Origin of the sequence: Paenarthrobacter nitroguajacolicus (assembly GCF_051027655.1) — a bacterium.
In the GTDB taxonomy this organism is placed as follows: Bacteria; Actinomycetota; Actinomycetes; order Actinomycetales; family Micrococcaceae; genus Arthrobacter; species Arthrobacter nitroguajacolicus.
The window spans coordinates 48,825-63,750 of sequence record NZ_CP073235.1; the positions used below are offsets into that span (position 1 = coordinate 48,825).

A 14,926-nucleotide genomic window follows, 5' to 3' on the forward strand; every position below is an offset into this window, starting at 1 on the left:
ACCGGTGTCAGATGCCGTCGCAAGCACGGCCGGCTGCCGGCCCGATTCCAGGTCGCTGGCATCGGGTCGGCAGGAAGCGTACCGCTAGTCAAGGACCACCGTGGTCGCCTTTACTTCAGCGTAGGATAAAAGCTCTTCGAAAGACTCTTCTCTCCCGATTCCGGAAGATTTGACCCCGCCGAACGGCAACCCCCAATAGTGTCGGCTGCCGCCGTTGACCACCACGTGACCCGCTTCAACCTTCCTGGCCGTGTTCAGGGCTCGGGCGATGTCTCTACTCCACACGGTGGCAGTGAGCCCATACTCGACGTCATTGGCGATGTGAACGGCTTCTTCGTCTGTGTCGAATTGCACTATCGATAGCACGGGCCCGAAAATCTCGGTTTGCTCGATGAAGGAACCCGGGAGGACATCAGCAAGAACAGTTGGTGCGAGGTACCAGCCTTCGCTGCCGACGGTTTCGGGTCGGCCACCTCCAGTGATGATTTTGGCACCTTCAGCCACAGCTTTTGTGATGGCATGCTCGGTCTTGAGGTATTGGGCTTCAGAGACGAGTGGACCCATTTCGGTTCCTTCATCCAGTGGATGGCCGACCTTGATGGTTGCAACGAGTTCACCGACCAGGGCCGTGACTTCGGTTGCAATAGAGGAATGGACGAGTAGGCGGCTGGTGGAGCCGCAGCTCTGGCCAGCGGTCCAGGTGAAGTTCATGCCCATGACAGCACCCCGGGCTGCATCTTGGATGTCGGCGTCTGCGAAAACGATTTGGGCGTTTTTGCCTCCGAGTTCCAGAGAGATGTGCTTGACCCCGACTTCGGCAGCATCGCGTTGAATGGAGCGTCCCGTTTCTGTTGAACCGATGAAACCAATCCGTCGTACCTGCGGATGGCGGACGATGGCGCGGCCGGAGACAGATCCGCGCCCGGAGATGGTGATGAAGAGATTTTGGGGGAGCACCTCAGCGGCGATTTCTGCAAGCCTCAGGGATGATAGGGGCGTCTGGTCGGGGGCCTTCAGGATCACTGCATTTCCCGCCATCAACGGAGCCGCGATTTTCGACAGGGCGAAGAACACAGGGTGATTGAAGGCACCAATGCGTGCAACTACGCCGAATGGTTCATTAGTCGTGTAGTGAAGATTTTCACTGGCTGGAATGGTGCGTCCGCCCAGTTCCAAGGCCATGTCAGCGAAAATTTCCATGAGCTCTAATGCGCCGTCGATGTCCTTCCGCATCATCGCCAACGTGAAGCCACCATCGATGGCATCCAGGGTAGCTAATTCCTCGCGGTGCTTCCGGACATGGGAGGCGAGCCTGCGCAGGGCTGCCGCGCGCTGTCGTGGCGGCAGTGCTGCCCAGGCGGGCTGAGCCGCCCGGGCGGCCTGCACGGCTCGGTCAACGTCTTCGGCGGAACAGTCCGGGACGTCGACCAGGCTTTGTCCGGTCGAAGGATCCTCGATGGCATAGGTGTTTGTCACGGGCAGGGCCTGTCCATCGACTGCGACGATCCACGCCCTATCCCTAATTTGCTGATGCACAACATTTTCCTTCCGTTTCACGGGATCAACAGTCCTTCGTGTTCGAGCGCAGCTAAGTGAAACCGCCAGACATGACCGTCATTGAACGCCGATCCGAGGTCAGGCAGGTCCGAACGGTCACCGTCGTCTATGTCTTCGGGCGCAAAGCCCGCCGAGAGAACGCTCAACTGCATGCGAGCCAATGAGTCAACATTCAGAGCACGTACCACGGCTTCTTGCACCGAGGCCCCCGAGGCGGTTAGACCATGGCCGTGGAGGAGGACGACGGGCGCCGCCCCCATGGCTGCTACCATCTCCTCGGCACGGCTGCTGTTGCGTATAAGAGCGGAGCTCGAATACGTGGGGATGCCCAAGGTGGCCATCGCCATTGCCGGCATGTTGAACGCCCCGATCACGGGACGGAGGCGTTGACCCGTCAACGTCATCGCCACAACAGCCGGCGGGTGGGCGTGCACCACAGAGCGTATCTTGGGCGACGTTGAAAGAACGGCCAGATGCAGGGGTAGTTCGTTCGGTGCTGAATACCCGTCAGGCAAATCATGGCTGCCGTCCAGGGACACCTCCTGAATGTCGGTGATCTCGGTGAATTTCAGGCCACGCTCCCGTGGACCACGGCATCGGATCAGGACCGTTGTGTCACTGACCCTTAGGCTGACGTGGCCGAGAATGTCGTCCACCAACCCCCTGTGAGCCAGTATCCGGCAGGCGTTAGCCACCAGGCGCCTTTCATGCGTCCATTCGTCAACAACCATTGGAAACCACTCCTCACGGATTTGCGCTGTTGACCGACCTTAGCAGTCGGTTCTCTGTTGTGCAGAACCTTCGTTGTCTTTTTTGGTCTTAGCGGCTATATTTCTCTGCATGGCAGATAGTCGTTCCCAACAAGCTAAGGCCTCTCCTATGACATCCGAACCCACAATCTTTGACGAGGTGCGAGAGGGAATGATCCCCGCGCACATCTACAATGACCGTGAAATTTTCGAACTTGAGAAGAAGAATCTTTTTAGCCGCGCGTGGCTGTTCGTTGCCCACGAGTCAGAAATCCCCCAGCCGGGCGACTATGTGGTCCGCAAGGTTCTCAACGACTCGTTCATCGTGGTGCGCGACGAAAAGGGAGAGATCAAGGCGCACTTCAATATGTGCCTTCACCGCGGAATGCAGGTGTGCAGGGCTGAGATGGGCAACGCTTCACACTTCCGTTGTCCTTACCACGGTTGGTCCTATCGAAATGACGGACGCATCGTCGGTCTGCCCTTCCACCAGGAGGCTTACGGCGGAGAAGCAGGGTTTAGCCGCAAGGGCGCCACATTGCTACCGGCACCGAGTCTGGACAGCTACAACGGCATGATCTTTATCAGCATGGACCCGGACGCCCCGCCGTTGGCCGAGTACCTGGGTGATTTTGCCTTTTACCTCGACTACTACACGAAGCAATCCACTAGTGGAATGGAGCTGAGGGGCCCCCAGCGCTGGCTCGTCAACGCGAATTGGAAGATCGGGGCCGAAAACTTTGCCGGCGATATGTACCACACCCCACAGACGCACACGTCCGTGGTGGAGATCGGACTGTTCCGGGAACCCAAGGCCGAAAAGCGGAAGGACGGCAACACCTACTGGGCTGGTAACGGAGGCGGAACGACTTACAAACTACCCGAGGGCGACTTGGATGAGCGGCTACGCTACGTCGGCTATCCGGACGAGATGATCCAACGGATGAAGCAAGTGTGGTCCCAAGACCAGTTGGATGTCATAGGCAAGAACGGCTTCATGATCTCCGCAGCGTCGGCGTTCCCCAACATGAGCCTCGTTCACAACTGGCCAAAGGTCGAAGACGGTGACGACGTTCTTCCGTTCATCTCCATCCGCACCTGGCAGCCAGTTAGCGAGAATGAGACGGAAATACTCTCCTGGTTCGCTGTGGATGCCAACGCGCCCGAGGAGTTCAAGGAACTTTCCTACAAGGCCTACCTGATGTGCTTCGGCAGCACTGGCATGTTTGAACAGGATGACGTCGAAAACTGGGTGTCCCTTACGAATACGGCCAAGGGGTCAATGGCCCGCAGACTGCTTCTCAACGGCCGCATGGGGATGTTGAAGGACGGTTCTCCCGTGGTCGCGCCGCTGACGCCCAACGAGTTCGCCGGGCCAGGGGAAGCGCACGTCGGCTACGGGGAATATAACCAGCGTCACCTTTTGAATCGATGGGCCGACTACCTTGAGAACGAAGTCAGCGAGGGCAGTGTGCGGCCGGTCGTCGTCGGTGCTCAGCCGGCAGAGGGCGACGCTGAAATGCAGGCTCCAAGCACCGAGAGGGAGGTTTCAGCATGAACGCGGCCACCGGTGCAGACATTTCTGCCCAGTCGGTGCTGGGGAAGCACGCAACACCGTCGCGAAAAGTCGGTTCATCGTTGCCTTTCGATGACTCCCGCCACCTGGAGCTGTCTCGTTGGATCGTGGAGGAAGCCTATATTCTCGATGATCAGCGATACGAGGAGTGGCTGGATTCCTTGGCTGAAGACATCCACTACATCATGCCGGTGCGGGTGACGACGGCCCTCGGCGCGGGCTACACCACATCCCCGGGAATGGCTCATTGGGACGAAAATAAGTATTCCCTAAACCGGAGAGTAGCGCGGTTCCTTACAGAACACGCTTGGACCGAGGATCCGCCTTCCAGGCTTCGGCACTACATCGCAAACGTTCGCTGCTTCCTCACCGACGTCGAAGACGAATACATCGTTGACTCCGCCGTCCTGCTCTTCCGGAGCCGGGGCGACACCAACGCCGCATCGACCATTTCCGCCCACCGCGAAGACGTCCTCCGGAGAACGGGAAATTCCTTCGAACTCGCGCGCCGCGTGGTCATGGTGGACGAATCCGTGCTTCGGACCCAGAATCTGGCCATATTCCTATGACCTTGCAATGGGAGGGCGAAGACATCGATCGCAGTGCAGCGGTCAAGGCGGCCGAGGACCGCGCGCGACTAGCCAAGCGGACAGTTGGTTTGCCACTGACCATAGCCAACGAGTTCTCCGAAATTCGGGTCTCCCATGTAGAAACCCGGAACGGAGCCCGACTGCTAATCGAGTCGCCCAAATCGGGTCAATGGATTGCTCTTGACCCCATCGAACTGGAGGCAATTACGTGGCAGACAACCCAGACATTCTCGGCGATGATCGCATCGCCGTTTGAACCGATGTTCCCGGAAACAAAAGACTGACGAGGAAAAACCATGGCGACAATTAAGGCCGACTTGGGGATGTGCCAGGGGTACGCAAACTGCATTGTAGGAGCGTCGGATTATTTCGACATCGACGATGACGGGATCGTCATCGTCCTCGAGACCGAAGTCTCCGACAGCGAACGCAAGCGCGTTGAAGAGGCAGCCCGGAGCTGCCCCGTCTCCGCTCTGACTGTGGTTGAGAAATGAGCACTGTCCTCATCGTCGGAGCGTCCGTCGGTGGTGTCAAAACAGCCCAGGCCCTTCGAGCCGCGGGACATGAAGGCCGCATTATCCTGGTGGAAGCCGAAGCGGTCCCCCACCCCTACGACAGGCCCCCGCTCTCAAAGAGCTACCTCTCACCCGATGCCGGGCTCAGTCAGATTGCGTTGGTTCCCAACGGAGACTTAGACGCCATCGACGTTGAACTCATCACCGGCGTGGCAGCAACATCGCTCGATCCGGCGAACAAAAGGCTTCGCCTCTCAGATGGAACCGAGCAGCCCTACGACACTCTCGTCATAGCAACCGGCGCGCGCGCCCGTCCCTCCCCATGGGGCGAAGGGCCGGGGATGCACGTGCTAAGAACAAGCTCAGACGCCGAAAAGTTGCGCGCCGAACTGGTCCCCGGTCGTCGAATCCTCATAGTTGGGGCAGGGTTCATAGGGGCAGAAGTCGCCGGCACAGCAGTCAAAGCCGGACTTCAGGTAACAATGGTGGACCCCCTCCCTGCTCCCATGTCTCGTGTGCTGAACGAAGAGGTGGGACACATTTTCGGTCAGAAACACCGAGAGGAAGGAGTGAACACAGTGCTCGGCCACACCGTTACCTCAGTCGTAAAGGCCGAAGACCTCTTCCACGTCGAGCTCAGCAACGCTGAGTGGCATGTCGCCGATGCAGTCCTTGTAGGCATCGGCGCCATCGTGAACACCGAATGGCTCGAGGGTTCGGGCGTCGCCCTTGAGAACGGCGTACTTTGTGGACCTGATTTGGCTGCCCTGGGCGTTAATGACATCTACGCTGTCGGTGACGTCTGCCGCTGGACCAGTAACCAAACCACCCACACCATGCGTCTCGAACACTGGACCAACGCCGTCGACCAAGCCCTCATCGCCGCCCACAACATCGTCAGCAGTGAAGAACCTCGACACTACGACCCGGTGGAATACGTCTGGAGTGATCAATATGACTGGAAAATCCAGGTTGTAGGCAGAACCGGGTCCGAGGATTTCGAGGTGGTGGGGTCCCCTGGGGAGAGCCGTTTTGCGGTGACCTACTCCGACGGCACCTCGCTGGTAGGGGCAGTCATCGTGAACTGGCCCCGTGCCCTCGTGGCATGCCGTCGGGCCGTCGGACAGCGGACCAGGGCAGAGACGGTCAGGGCGGACCTTGAGCAACTGCTGGCCACGGCAAAACGATCCAGCTCCGGCCGTGGCTGATGTCCATGAGCTCGCAGCCGGACCACGCACCGACTACGATTTCTGTAGTGCAGAAAAGACCCACGCCGGACAGCGAACCTGGTGCTCCTCAATATCCGATCGACTCGGTCGACAACGCCCTCAAATTGCTGCTTCTTCTGGGGGAACGACCCGAGGTCAGGCTCACGGAAGCCAGCGCCCATCTGGGCGTCGCCACCTCGACGGCGCACAGAATCCTAGCGATGCTGACGTGGCGCGGCTTCATGCGGCAGGACCCAAAGACCAAGGCCTACATGCCAGGTCCGGCACTCACTACCGTCGCTTTCTCGGTCATGAGGAGGATCGGGGACGTTCCGCGCGCCGCCGAGCCGGTCCTCAAGGAAGTGAGTTTGAAGCTGGGCGAGACCTGCCACATCGGTCTTCTCGAGGGCAACCAAGTACGATTTTTGGCCGTGGCCGAACCGGATACCGCAGTGCGGGTGGCCTCCCGTGTCGGAAGGCTCATGCCCGCCCACGCGACTTCTACTGGCAAAGTACTTCTGGCCGGACTCACCCAGGAGCAATTGCATACTTTATACCCCCAGGAGCAGCTCGAAGGCGTTACCAGTCACTCACTGCTACTTCGCAGCCAACTGGAAGAACAGCTACGCCAGGTCCGGCGGGACGGTTACGCAACGAACCGGGAAGAGAGCGAGGACGGTGTGGCCTCTGTCGCCGTGGCTCTTGCCACGGCTTCCGGTTTGAAGCTCGCCGTCAACGCTTCAGCACCAATCCACAGATTACCTCCGGCGAAGATCGACAGCTTCGGCCAAATATTGCATACAGCTGCGCTCCGACTGGCCAACATCCTGGGCTAGGACGACAGGAGCGCCGTTTCCCCCTGAACGGAGAACTCCGATGACTTCAACCCGCCTCCCACTGATCCACGGCGCCGCCATTCCACGCATTGGGCTTGGTACATGGCCTTTCGTGGGGAAACAATGCGAATCCATCGTTGACCAGGCTCTTGGTCTCGGCTACCGGCTGATCGATACCTCGCATAAATACGGCAACGAAGAAGCCGTCGGACGCGCGATCCGCAGCTCGTCCGTTTCACGCGAAGAGCTGTTCGTGACCAGTAAATTCAATAAGGAAGATCACAGTCAACACGGCGTGCGGCGAGCCTACGAAGAAAGTCTCCGACGGACCGGACTGGACTATCTCGATCTATTCCTGATCCATTGGCCGGTTCCGTGGCAGGACCGCTACGTGGAGGCATGGGAAGGCCTCGTCCAATTACTGCAGTCCGGAGAGATCGCAGCTATCGGGGTTTCAAATTTCAAGACCTCCCACCTCGAGCGCATCATTGCCGCCACGGAACACGTTCCGGACGTGAACCAAATTCAAATGAGCGTTGACCTCCCACGCACGGAACCCCGAAAATTCCACGCCGCACAAGGCATCCTTACAGAAGGATGGAGTCCTCTTGGCCGCGGCACTCCCCTGCTTCAGGACGACCGAGTGCTGAAGATCGCCGACGAACTGGGTCGCACCCCTGGGCAGATTCTCCTACGATGGCACATCGAACAGCGTGCAGTGCCAGTCCCCCGGGCGTCCACAATCGAGAAGCTGCAGCAGAACCTCAACATTCTCGACTTCGAACTCGCCCCCGACCATCTGACTGTGCTCGATTCAATGGCCAAGGGAGAGGACGCAGCCCGTGACTCAGACTCGCCAGAAAATGGCCACTGAAACCAGGTGATCCAGGACGCGCTGCCGTGCAAAGGCGCCGGCTGTTTCTGTCGGTCCGAGCAGCCCTTGCCCGCGGGTCAGGAAGAACATACACTTCAGAACGTAGTGTATTCACTTAGCGTCGAAGGAGACGACCATGAATTCCCTCAACACCAGCCAGGAAACTGAACTAAGTCCGTTGGAAGCCTTCAATCAGCGCGCCGCCCAAAAGAACCTCCAAGGCCAGTGGATCGCGGAGGAGCACCTCTTGCGCGCAATCGGTGGGCCCCGTCCTGCAGGGATCCCCTTCCGTTGGCACTGGAAAGATGTCGAGACAGCTCTTGAGGAAGCGACCGTTGCCCTGGGCCCGGTGGACACTGCCCGCCGTCACCTCACCTTCATCAATCCCGGCATGAGCGGCCGTGCCGCGGCCACGACGCATACCATTTCTGCCGGATTCCAGCTCGTAAAATCTGGCGAAGTGTGCTGGTCCCACCGGCACACCATGGGCGCGGTCCGTTTTGTAACGAAGGGTCATCCAGAGGCTTACACGGCAGTAGACGGTGAGAAGCTCGCCATGGAAGACTTCGACCTGCTCATCACTCCGCGGTTCTCCTGGCATGACCACCACAACCCCAGCGATCAAGACGTTGTCTGGCTCGACGGACTCGACATCGGCCTGCTGCTTGCCATGGGTGCCGTCTACTACGAGCCCTATGGCGAAGACAGCCAAAAACTTCGGGAAGGCACCAGCGAGGGCATCGGGACTCGGAGCCATTGGCTCCGCCCTACCTGGGAACGGGGCAGGTCCGGTCGGCTGCCCGTCCGGTACCCCTGGAGCGAAGTAAAGACGCGTCTGGACATGTACGAGCCCGATGCAGGAAATCCCTATGACGGCTTGGCGTTGCGCTACGCCAATCCGGCCAACGGCGGACCGACCATGCCGACTATGGATTGCTGGATTCAACGGCTGGGGCCCGGTTTTGATGGCAAGACCCACCGCCGTAGTTCGAGCGCCATCACCTACGTCATTGCGGGCGAAGGAACGTTCGAAACCGATGATGAAAGCATCACTTTCGCGGCTGGAGACACAATCGTGTTGCCCAACTGGACCAACTTCCGGTGGACCAACAAATCGGCCACTGAACCGGTTCTGCTCTTTTCGATGCACGACATTCCGGCTTTGGAAGCATTCGGGCTTCTATATGAGGAACCCGAAGCAATTCTGAATGCTGCCTCCTCCCCCGCCAATCCAACAGCACCGTTGAAGCCAATTTACCGGCACGGCGCCTTCTACGATCAGGATGAACTGTGAGCACTCCGACCGTAACTTCAGCCGACATCACCGGCATCGTCGGTATCCTCCCGACTCCGTCCAAACCGGGCTCCGACAGCCCTTTTGCCACCGACACCGTGGACCTGGATGAAACAATTCGCATGGTTGAACGCATCGTTGACTCCGGCGTCGATGTGTTGCTGACCAATGGAACCTTCGGTGAAGTTGCAACCCTTACCTATGACGAACTTCTGGCCTTTAACGACGCCGTGCTCCGCGCTGTGGATCACAGGATCCCCGTCTTTTGCGGGGCGTCAACACCGAACACCCGTGACACCATCACCCGAGGCCGAGCACTGATGGACCTCGGGGCCGCGGGGTTGTTCGTTGGGCGCCCTATGTGGCTCCCCCTGGACGATAAGCAACTTGTTTCGTATCACGCAGCCATTGCAGAGGCCATCCCGCATGCGGCCCTGGTCATCTACGACAACACGGGCGTATTCAAAGGCAAAATTTCCTCTGAGGCCTACGGCGGTCTCGCTGGCATCAAACAGATTGTCGCTTCAAAGCATCTTGGAGCGTTGCCCGGCAACGACGCGTACGCCAATGACCTCGCCGCCGTCAAGGGTCAATTCGCGCTGTTGCCTACCGCGGACAATTGGCTTCCGACACTCGAGGCCTTTCCAGGGCAGGTTCCTGCAGCATGGAGCGGAGACGTCGCCTGCGGCCCGGAACCTGTCATAGCCCTTCGAAGCGCAATTGGCGCCAGCGATTGGCAGACAGCAAAGGCTGTGCATGATGACATTATGTGGGCCAGCGAGACACTTTTCCCAAATGGCGACATAACGAAGTTCATGCCGTACAGCATTCAGATTGACCGCGCGGAATTTGAGGCTGCTGGCTACATTACCCCGGGTCCAGCACGTCATCCGTATTCAACCGCTCCCCAGGAGTATCTCGACGGCGGAGCAGAAGTCGGACGCCGTTGGGCCTCTCTCAGCAGCAAATACGCTCTAACCCCATCCCAAGGAAGTGCTGAACATGTCTGAAACGAACCGCACCGAGTCTCCGGTCACGGTGTCAAAGTTGGGTTATGTGGGATTTGAAACACCCGACCTCGAGCGACTGACCGATTACTACACCAAGACACTTGATTTCAAACTGGTCGAAAAAACCGATACGGAGTCGTATCTGACTACGACTTTTGAGCACCACTCCATCGTGCTCACCAAAGGTGGCCTTCGCCCGAGGAACATCGTCGGCTACGAAATAGCTCAAGACCTGGAAAGCGCTGAAAAGCGTTTACGTAGCGCAGGCTACGAGGTAGAGTCCCGGTCCGACATCGCTCCCGGGACCCCTCGTGTACTCATCATCGAGGAGCCCCGATCGGGAACGCCCATTCACCTGTACAACACACAGGAACACGGTTCTGCTCCGGCAAACAGCCCGGTGCGTCCGACGAAACTTGGACATGTGGCTGCTTTTACAGATGATCTGGGGCCAACACAGGCTTTCTACCAAGACCTGCTTGGCTTCAAATGGTCAGACACTATCGGCGACTTCTTTGTCTTCCTCCGCTGCAATGCAGACCACCACGCCGCCAACTTTATGGCGTCACAGACTCGACGTGGAATGCACCACATTGCCTATGAAATGCGCGATCTCAACCATCTTCAGACGCTCCTTGATCACCTCTCCGCGAACCAGCGGCAACTTGAATGGGGACCCGGCCGGCATGGTCCCGGACACAATGTCTTCACCTATCACAAGGATCCCGACGGAAACGTCGTAGAACTTTTCACCCAACTTGACACCATCGTTGACGAAGCGGCCGGCTATTTCGAGCCACGCCCCTGGCACACCGACCACCCTCAGTATCCCAAGACCTGGGATGTAGATATCGCTTCCATGAACAGCTGGGGTCCCATCAACCCAGACATGATGCAGCGCTAGCTCTCCTCAAACCTAAGAAAGTAGACGTATGCGCTCACCACACTGGTCGCTGATTCAGTACCGTCGCAGCGAATCCGATTCCACGCATCTTGGTGTCCTTTTCGAGGACGCCGTACATGCCCTTCCCGCGAGCTGGCCGGAAAACGCGGCCCAGTTACTTGACGAGTGGAGGCAATGGGAAGCAAAACTGCGCAATCTGGATGTTCATTCGCTTCAAACTCTCACGGAGACTGAGCTCATCGCCCCACTGACCTACCCCCGCAAGATTGTTTGTGCCGGGGCCAACTACTCCGATCACGTACAGGAAATGGGCGGAACTGTCCCATCCGTACCCTCCGAGCCGTTCTTCTTCCTAAAACCTCCCTCCACCACAATTGTTGGGACGGGAAGCGATATTCTCTTTCCCGAAGGCGAGGGGGTCAAACTCGACTTCGAGGCAGAACTTGGCGTTGTGATCGCAGATCGTTGCCAAGGGATCGATGCAGCCCACGCCATGGAGCACGTGGCCGGATACGTCGTTGCCAACGACGTATCCGCCCGTGGGCTGTTTCACCGCGGCGACCCCATGGCTCCCGCATTCGCTTGGGACTGGTTTGCCCACAAAGCCTTCGACGGTTCCTGCCCCATCGGACCGGGAATTGTACCTGCATGGCTCGTCGGGGAACCCCAAAACCTCCGTATCACACTCGCAGTGAACGGGCAGACAAAACAGGATTCGAGCACTTCGAATCTCATTGCCGGGATCCCGGAACTTATCGCTGCCGCCAGCCGTCATATGACACTCGAGCCGGGCGACCTCATTCTTACGGGTACCCCGGCAGGAGTCGGGATGCCTCGAGGCGAATTCCTAGCTCCAGGCGACGTGATAAGCGTCGAGATTGAAGGCCTGGGTCGTCTGGAGAACCGCGTCAGTCTCCGAAACCGATCGCTAGCTCAACTCTGAGCCGCTCCGTTCCAATCCAACGCTAGAACCGGGCCTGCGACAAAAGGTGAACACCCCAGCTCTAACCGGGGTGTTCACCTTTTATTCATTGCCCCTCAAGCCCTTGGTTGCCCGCATGCTGAAGTGTACCTTCGTCATTGTTGGTGCGGCCTCTTGTTGCTCACCAAACCCAGGCTTCTTTATGCTGCAGAAGGCGGGCACCAAGCAAAAACGGTCAACCGTCGCGAATCAGCCGTACTCGTAGAGACCGCCCGGCCCGGCACGGAACAGTGTTCATCCCGCTGCTTCCGCAGTAACGCAAGGCACGTTTCACTTTCTTAGAGTGACGTTGACCCACCGACCTGATGATGGCGCTGAGACTAGCCCGCGGCGGAGCCTACAGGTCCTGGAGCTCACCTGACAGACCTGGCGAACTCGCTCGGGCCGGCAAAGGAAACGGGAACGAGTAAAACTTTATGAGGCCGTCAGCGCCAACTCTGACAAAAATCTGAGGCGAAGTAACTTCAATTCCTTGAATCGCGTTCATTACCGGCTGCCAGTCTTCGGCGGCACGGCAACTCCCCTGCCTAGGGGCGGCTGGACCCGCTCTCTGCTTCAAGAGAGCGCTGCTAGAACCTCATAGTGCCGTTCCTGGCCAGCGACAATATAGACCCCGCCGCTGGCCAGCAGGCATTTGTTGTCACTGCTTCGTCTAGGAAAAACTGACCTGGTTCCGCGCTGCGTCAGCAATTCCATGTTGGGTCAATGGGTTGTCTACCTCAGTTCGGCGGCTGCCGACCCCTGTTACGCCTTCAACAAGGCTGTGGAGCGATTAATCAGCGGTCCCCAGTCGCCTAAAGGCCGCAAAACCTAACGGGCTCTTCCCCCAAACAGCCGCGGGCAGAACGGCACTCCAGCTCGTTCTGTTCTGCCCGCGGCTGCCTTGCTAGGTTGTTATGTGCTCCGGCATTCGATCCTCCGCCTGGAGCCGACGGCTAAGCCCTCGGAGCCCTAGGACCGTAGCTATGGCCAGGATGATTGGAAGGCTGAGCGCAATGAACACACCCGAAAGCCCGAAACCGGCCCCGATCATGACGCCGCCTGCCAGACCGCCAAGGAGCTGACCCACCCTGCCAGCACCCATTGCGGCTCCCATTCCAGGATCCCGGAGAGTGGCCGGATAAATTTGCACGACGATGGCGCCGATCACAGTGCCAGGGACGAAGACGAACATGCCGAAGAGGAAAAGCACGGTGAAGTATCCGGTGACATTGAAACCGGCGAGTCCTATGACGAGGGCAAATGTCACGACGCCAGCGAAGACGACTGCCAGAGTGAAGAATTGGTCCGCTCGCTTTAGGACGAATGACGTCACAACACCGCCGATGAGGCCACCAACGCAAAGTGTTACGAAAGCCAGTCCACTCTGAGCGGGCGTGAAGCCGGGAGTGGGTTGCTGCAGCAGTGTGGGAAGGTACTGCAGGACGATTGTGTGGACGCCGTAGACCATCAGATATAGGAACCAAATCACCATGGTCTGCGGCAAGAGACGGCGAACAAAGAGCGCACCTAGGTTCTTCTTATCACCAGTTTCGGTCTTCGGCAGTGCTAGTTCTACATCGGACGAGTCGCGCCCTGGTACTACGATTCCCAGAGATTTTCTGATCAGCTCCGGGGACTTCCCTCGCGCTATCAGCATCTGCGGAGATTCCGGGATGACAGCGACGATAAACGGTATCAAAACAAGGCCGACTGCTCCGGCAACCATCGCAAGCATTGGCCAGCCGGCTTTGGGGATAATCGCGGCAGCAAGAAATCCGCCAACAATGCCGCCCAGGTTAACGCCGGTAAACGCGAGGGTCATCATTTGTGCCCGTCTGGGCTTAGGGACCAGATCGGCGACGGCGGTCATGCCGCACACCACGATCGCACCGATACCCAAACAGGAAACGATGCGGAAAAGCATGAAGACCTCAATGCTCTGAGCCAAACCAATCGCAGCGGTGCATACGCTGAAAACAGCAACAGAAGCTATCACGACGTTCTTACGTCCTAGTCGGTATGCAAGCGGACCGGCCACAATCGAGCCGATGCCGACGGTCACACTTGAGGCCACAACAATGGTCGTGATCGTTGATACAGGAGTCCCCCACTCCTGAATCAGACGCGGAAAAATCTGAGCGATGACCGTGTAGTCCATGCCTTCAGCCAGCATGACGATCATCAGCAGCAGGACGATCATTCGTTGCCGGCGACTGAGGGGAGCTGAATCAATGAAGTCCTGAAGACTTGTCCTTGGGGGAGAATCGGTGCTCATGGAAAACCTTTCAATGGCTACTGTCTGGACGTTCAGGGCGAACGTCCAAGGATGGAGAAGCTTTCCGCTACCAGTCTCAGGACTTTGAACCGAGGCCTTGTCGAATTTGCAATTTCCGGAAGTCCGGGAAGGTGCTGAACCCGAGATCGGTGGCGGGGCTTCGACTCGCAGCGCGCTGGTCGCCAACTGGAAGTGAACGATCTTCTTCGATACTGACCCGGTTCCAAAATAAGATCTTTCGTGCCTACGCGTTTGGGGGCTCTTGGGTCTCCTTGGGGTCAAAACCGGGTCTTCTTCATATGCAGTTGTGCTCGGCGGCTACGTGTGTATACACTTCATAGCATGCTGTCAAGTCAGTGCACAAGTGTTTTCGGCCACTTGGTTCAAATTCTTATTAGTCCTCACCGCCAGGCCGGGACCCATGGTTTGGCAGGGTGGCGGCGTTGGTTCTGACAGGCAGAAAAGCTTTGGGTCATGAGGGTTTGTCGGCCATTCTGAGAATCACGGCGGATTCCCGAAACGGCGCGGCAACGTCAGTCTCTTGACTCGGGATGCTCAGTAGAGAAGAAACGCC

Annotated in this window: 14 protein-coding genes; 11 read left to right on the forward strand and 3 right to left on the reverse strand. The window is 58.2% G+C overall.

The window, feature by feature from the left end:
- Positions 1–84: 84 nt before the first annotated feature.
- Both KCX59_RS22360 and KCX59_RS22365 read right to left on the reverse strand, forming a co-directional pair.
- Entirely contained in the window at positions 85–1,536 is a 1,452-nt protein-coding gene (locus KCX59_RS22360; protein ID WP_370629165.1) for an aldehyde dehydrogenase family protein, read from the reverse strand.
- Between the two features lie 17 nt (positions 1,537–1,553).
- Entirely contained in the window at positions 1,554–2,288 is a 735-nt protein-coding gene (locus tag KCX59_RS22365; RefSeq protein WP_179012616.1) for a class II aldolase/adducin family protein, read from the reverse strand.
- Positions 2,289–2,436: 148 nt separating this feature from the next.
- On the opposite strand from KCX59_RS22365, the gene KCX59_RS22370 reads away from it, so the two are divergent.
- The 11 genes from KCX59_RS22370 to KCX59_RS22420 all read left to right on the forward strand — a co-directional run bounded on the left by KCX59_RS22370 (position 2,437) and on the right by KCX59_RS22420 (position 12,056).
- Complete coding sequence (locus KCX59_RS22370; RefSeq protein ID WP_179012657.1) at positions 2,437–3,864, forward strand: Rieske 2Fe-2S domain-containing protein; 1,428 nt, start codon at positions 2,437–2,439, stop codon at positions 3,862–3,864.
- Entirely contained in the window at positions 3,861–4,451 is a 591-nt protein-coding gene (locus KCX59_RS22375; protein WP_179012615.1) for a 3-phenylpropionate/cinnamic acid dioxygenase subunit beta, read from the forward strand. Before KCX59_RS22370 ends, KCX59_RS22375 begins: the two co-directional genes overlap by 4 nt.
- Positions 4,448–4,756, forward strand: coding sequence for a hypothetical protein (locus tag KCX59_RS22380; protein ID WP_179012614.1), 309 nt, complete (start codon positions 4,448–4,450; stop codon positions 4,754–4,756). The genes KCX59_RS22375 and KCX59_RS22380 overlap by 4 nt, the downstream gene beginning before the upstream one ends.
- A 12-nt stretch (positions 4,757–4,768) precedes the next feature.
- Positions 4,769–4,966, forward strand: coding sequence for a ferredoxin (locus KCX59_RS22385; protein WP_179012613.1), 198 nt, complete (start codon positions 4,769–4,771; stop codon positions 4,964–4,966).
- The gene (locus KCX59_RS22390; RefSeq protein ID WP_179012612.1) at positions 4,963–6,195 is read left to right on the forward strand and encodes an NAD(P)/FAD-dependent oxidoreductase; all 1,233 of its coding nucleotides are present in this window, start codon (positions 4,963–4,965) and stop codon (positions 6,193–6,195) included. The genes KCX59_RS22385 and KCX59_RS22390 overlap by 4 nt, the downstream gene beginning before the upstream one ends.
- A 5-nt stretch (positions 6,196–6,200) precedes the next feature.
- On the forward strand, positions 6,201–7,031 hold the full coding sequence (locus KCX59_RS22395) for an IclR family transcriptional regulator (protein ID WP_179012611.1): 831 nt from the start codon (positions 6,201–6,203) through the stop codon (positions 7,029–7,031).
- Positions 7,032–7,071: 40 nt separating this feature from the next.
- Positions 7,072–7,905 carry an aldo/keto reductase gene (locus KCX59_RS22400; RefSeq protein ID WP_179012610.1) on the forward strand — a complete coding sequence of 278 codons (834 nt, stop codon included), beginning with the start codon at positions 7,072–7,074 and terminating at the stop codon, positions 7,903–7,905.
- 136 nt (positions 7,906–8,041) lie between these two features.
- Entirely contained in the window at positions 8,042–9,199 is a 1,158-nt protein-coding gene (locus KCX59_RS22405; protein WP_178993175.1) for a cupin domain-containing protein, read from the forward strand.
- Positions 9,196–10,209, forward strand: coding sequence for a dihydrodipicolinate synthase family protein (locus KCX59_RS22410; RefSeq protein WP_179012608.1), 1,014 nt, complete (start codon positions 9,196–9,198; stop codon positions 10,207–10,209). Before KCX59_RS22405 ends, KCX59_RS22410 begins: the two co-directional genes overlap by 4 nt.
- A complete protein-coding gene (locus KCX59_RS22415; RefSeq protein WP_178993173.1) occupies positions 10,202–11,113 on the forward strand; it encodes a VOC family protein in 912 nt (303 codons plus the stop codon). The genes KCX59_RS22410 and KCX59_RS22415 overlap by 8 nt, the downstream gene beginning before the upstream one ends.
- A 28-nt stretch (positions 11,114–11,141) precedes the next feature.
- On the forward strand, positions 11,142–12,056 hold the full coding sequence (locus KCX59_RS22420) for a fumarylacetoacetate hydrolase family protein (RefSeq protein ID WP_179016910.1): 915 nt from the start codon (positions 11,142–11,144) through the stop codon (positions 12,054–12,056).
- A 925-nt stretch (positions 12,057–12,981) separates the two neighbouring features.
- Here the strand turns inward: KCX59_RS22420 and KCX59_RS22425 are convergent.
- Positions 12,982–14,352: an MFS transporter gene (locus KCX59_RS22425; protein WP_179016912.1), complete on the reverse strand. Its 1,371-nt coding sequence runs from the start codon at positions 14,350–14,352 to the stop codon at positions 12,982–12,984.
- Between the last annotated feature and the right edge of the window lie 574 nt (positions 14,353–14,926).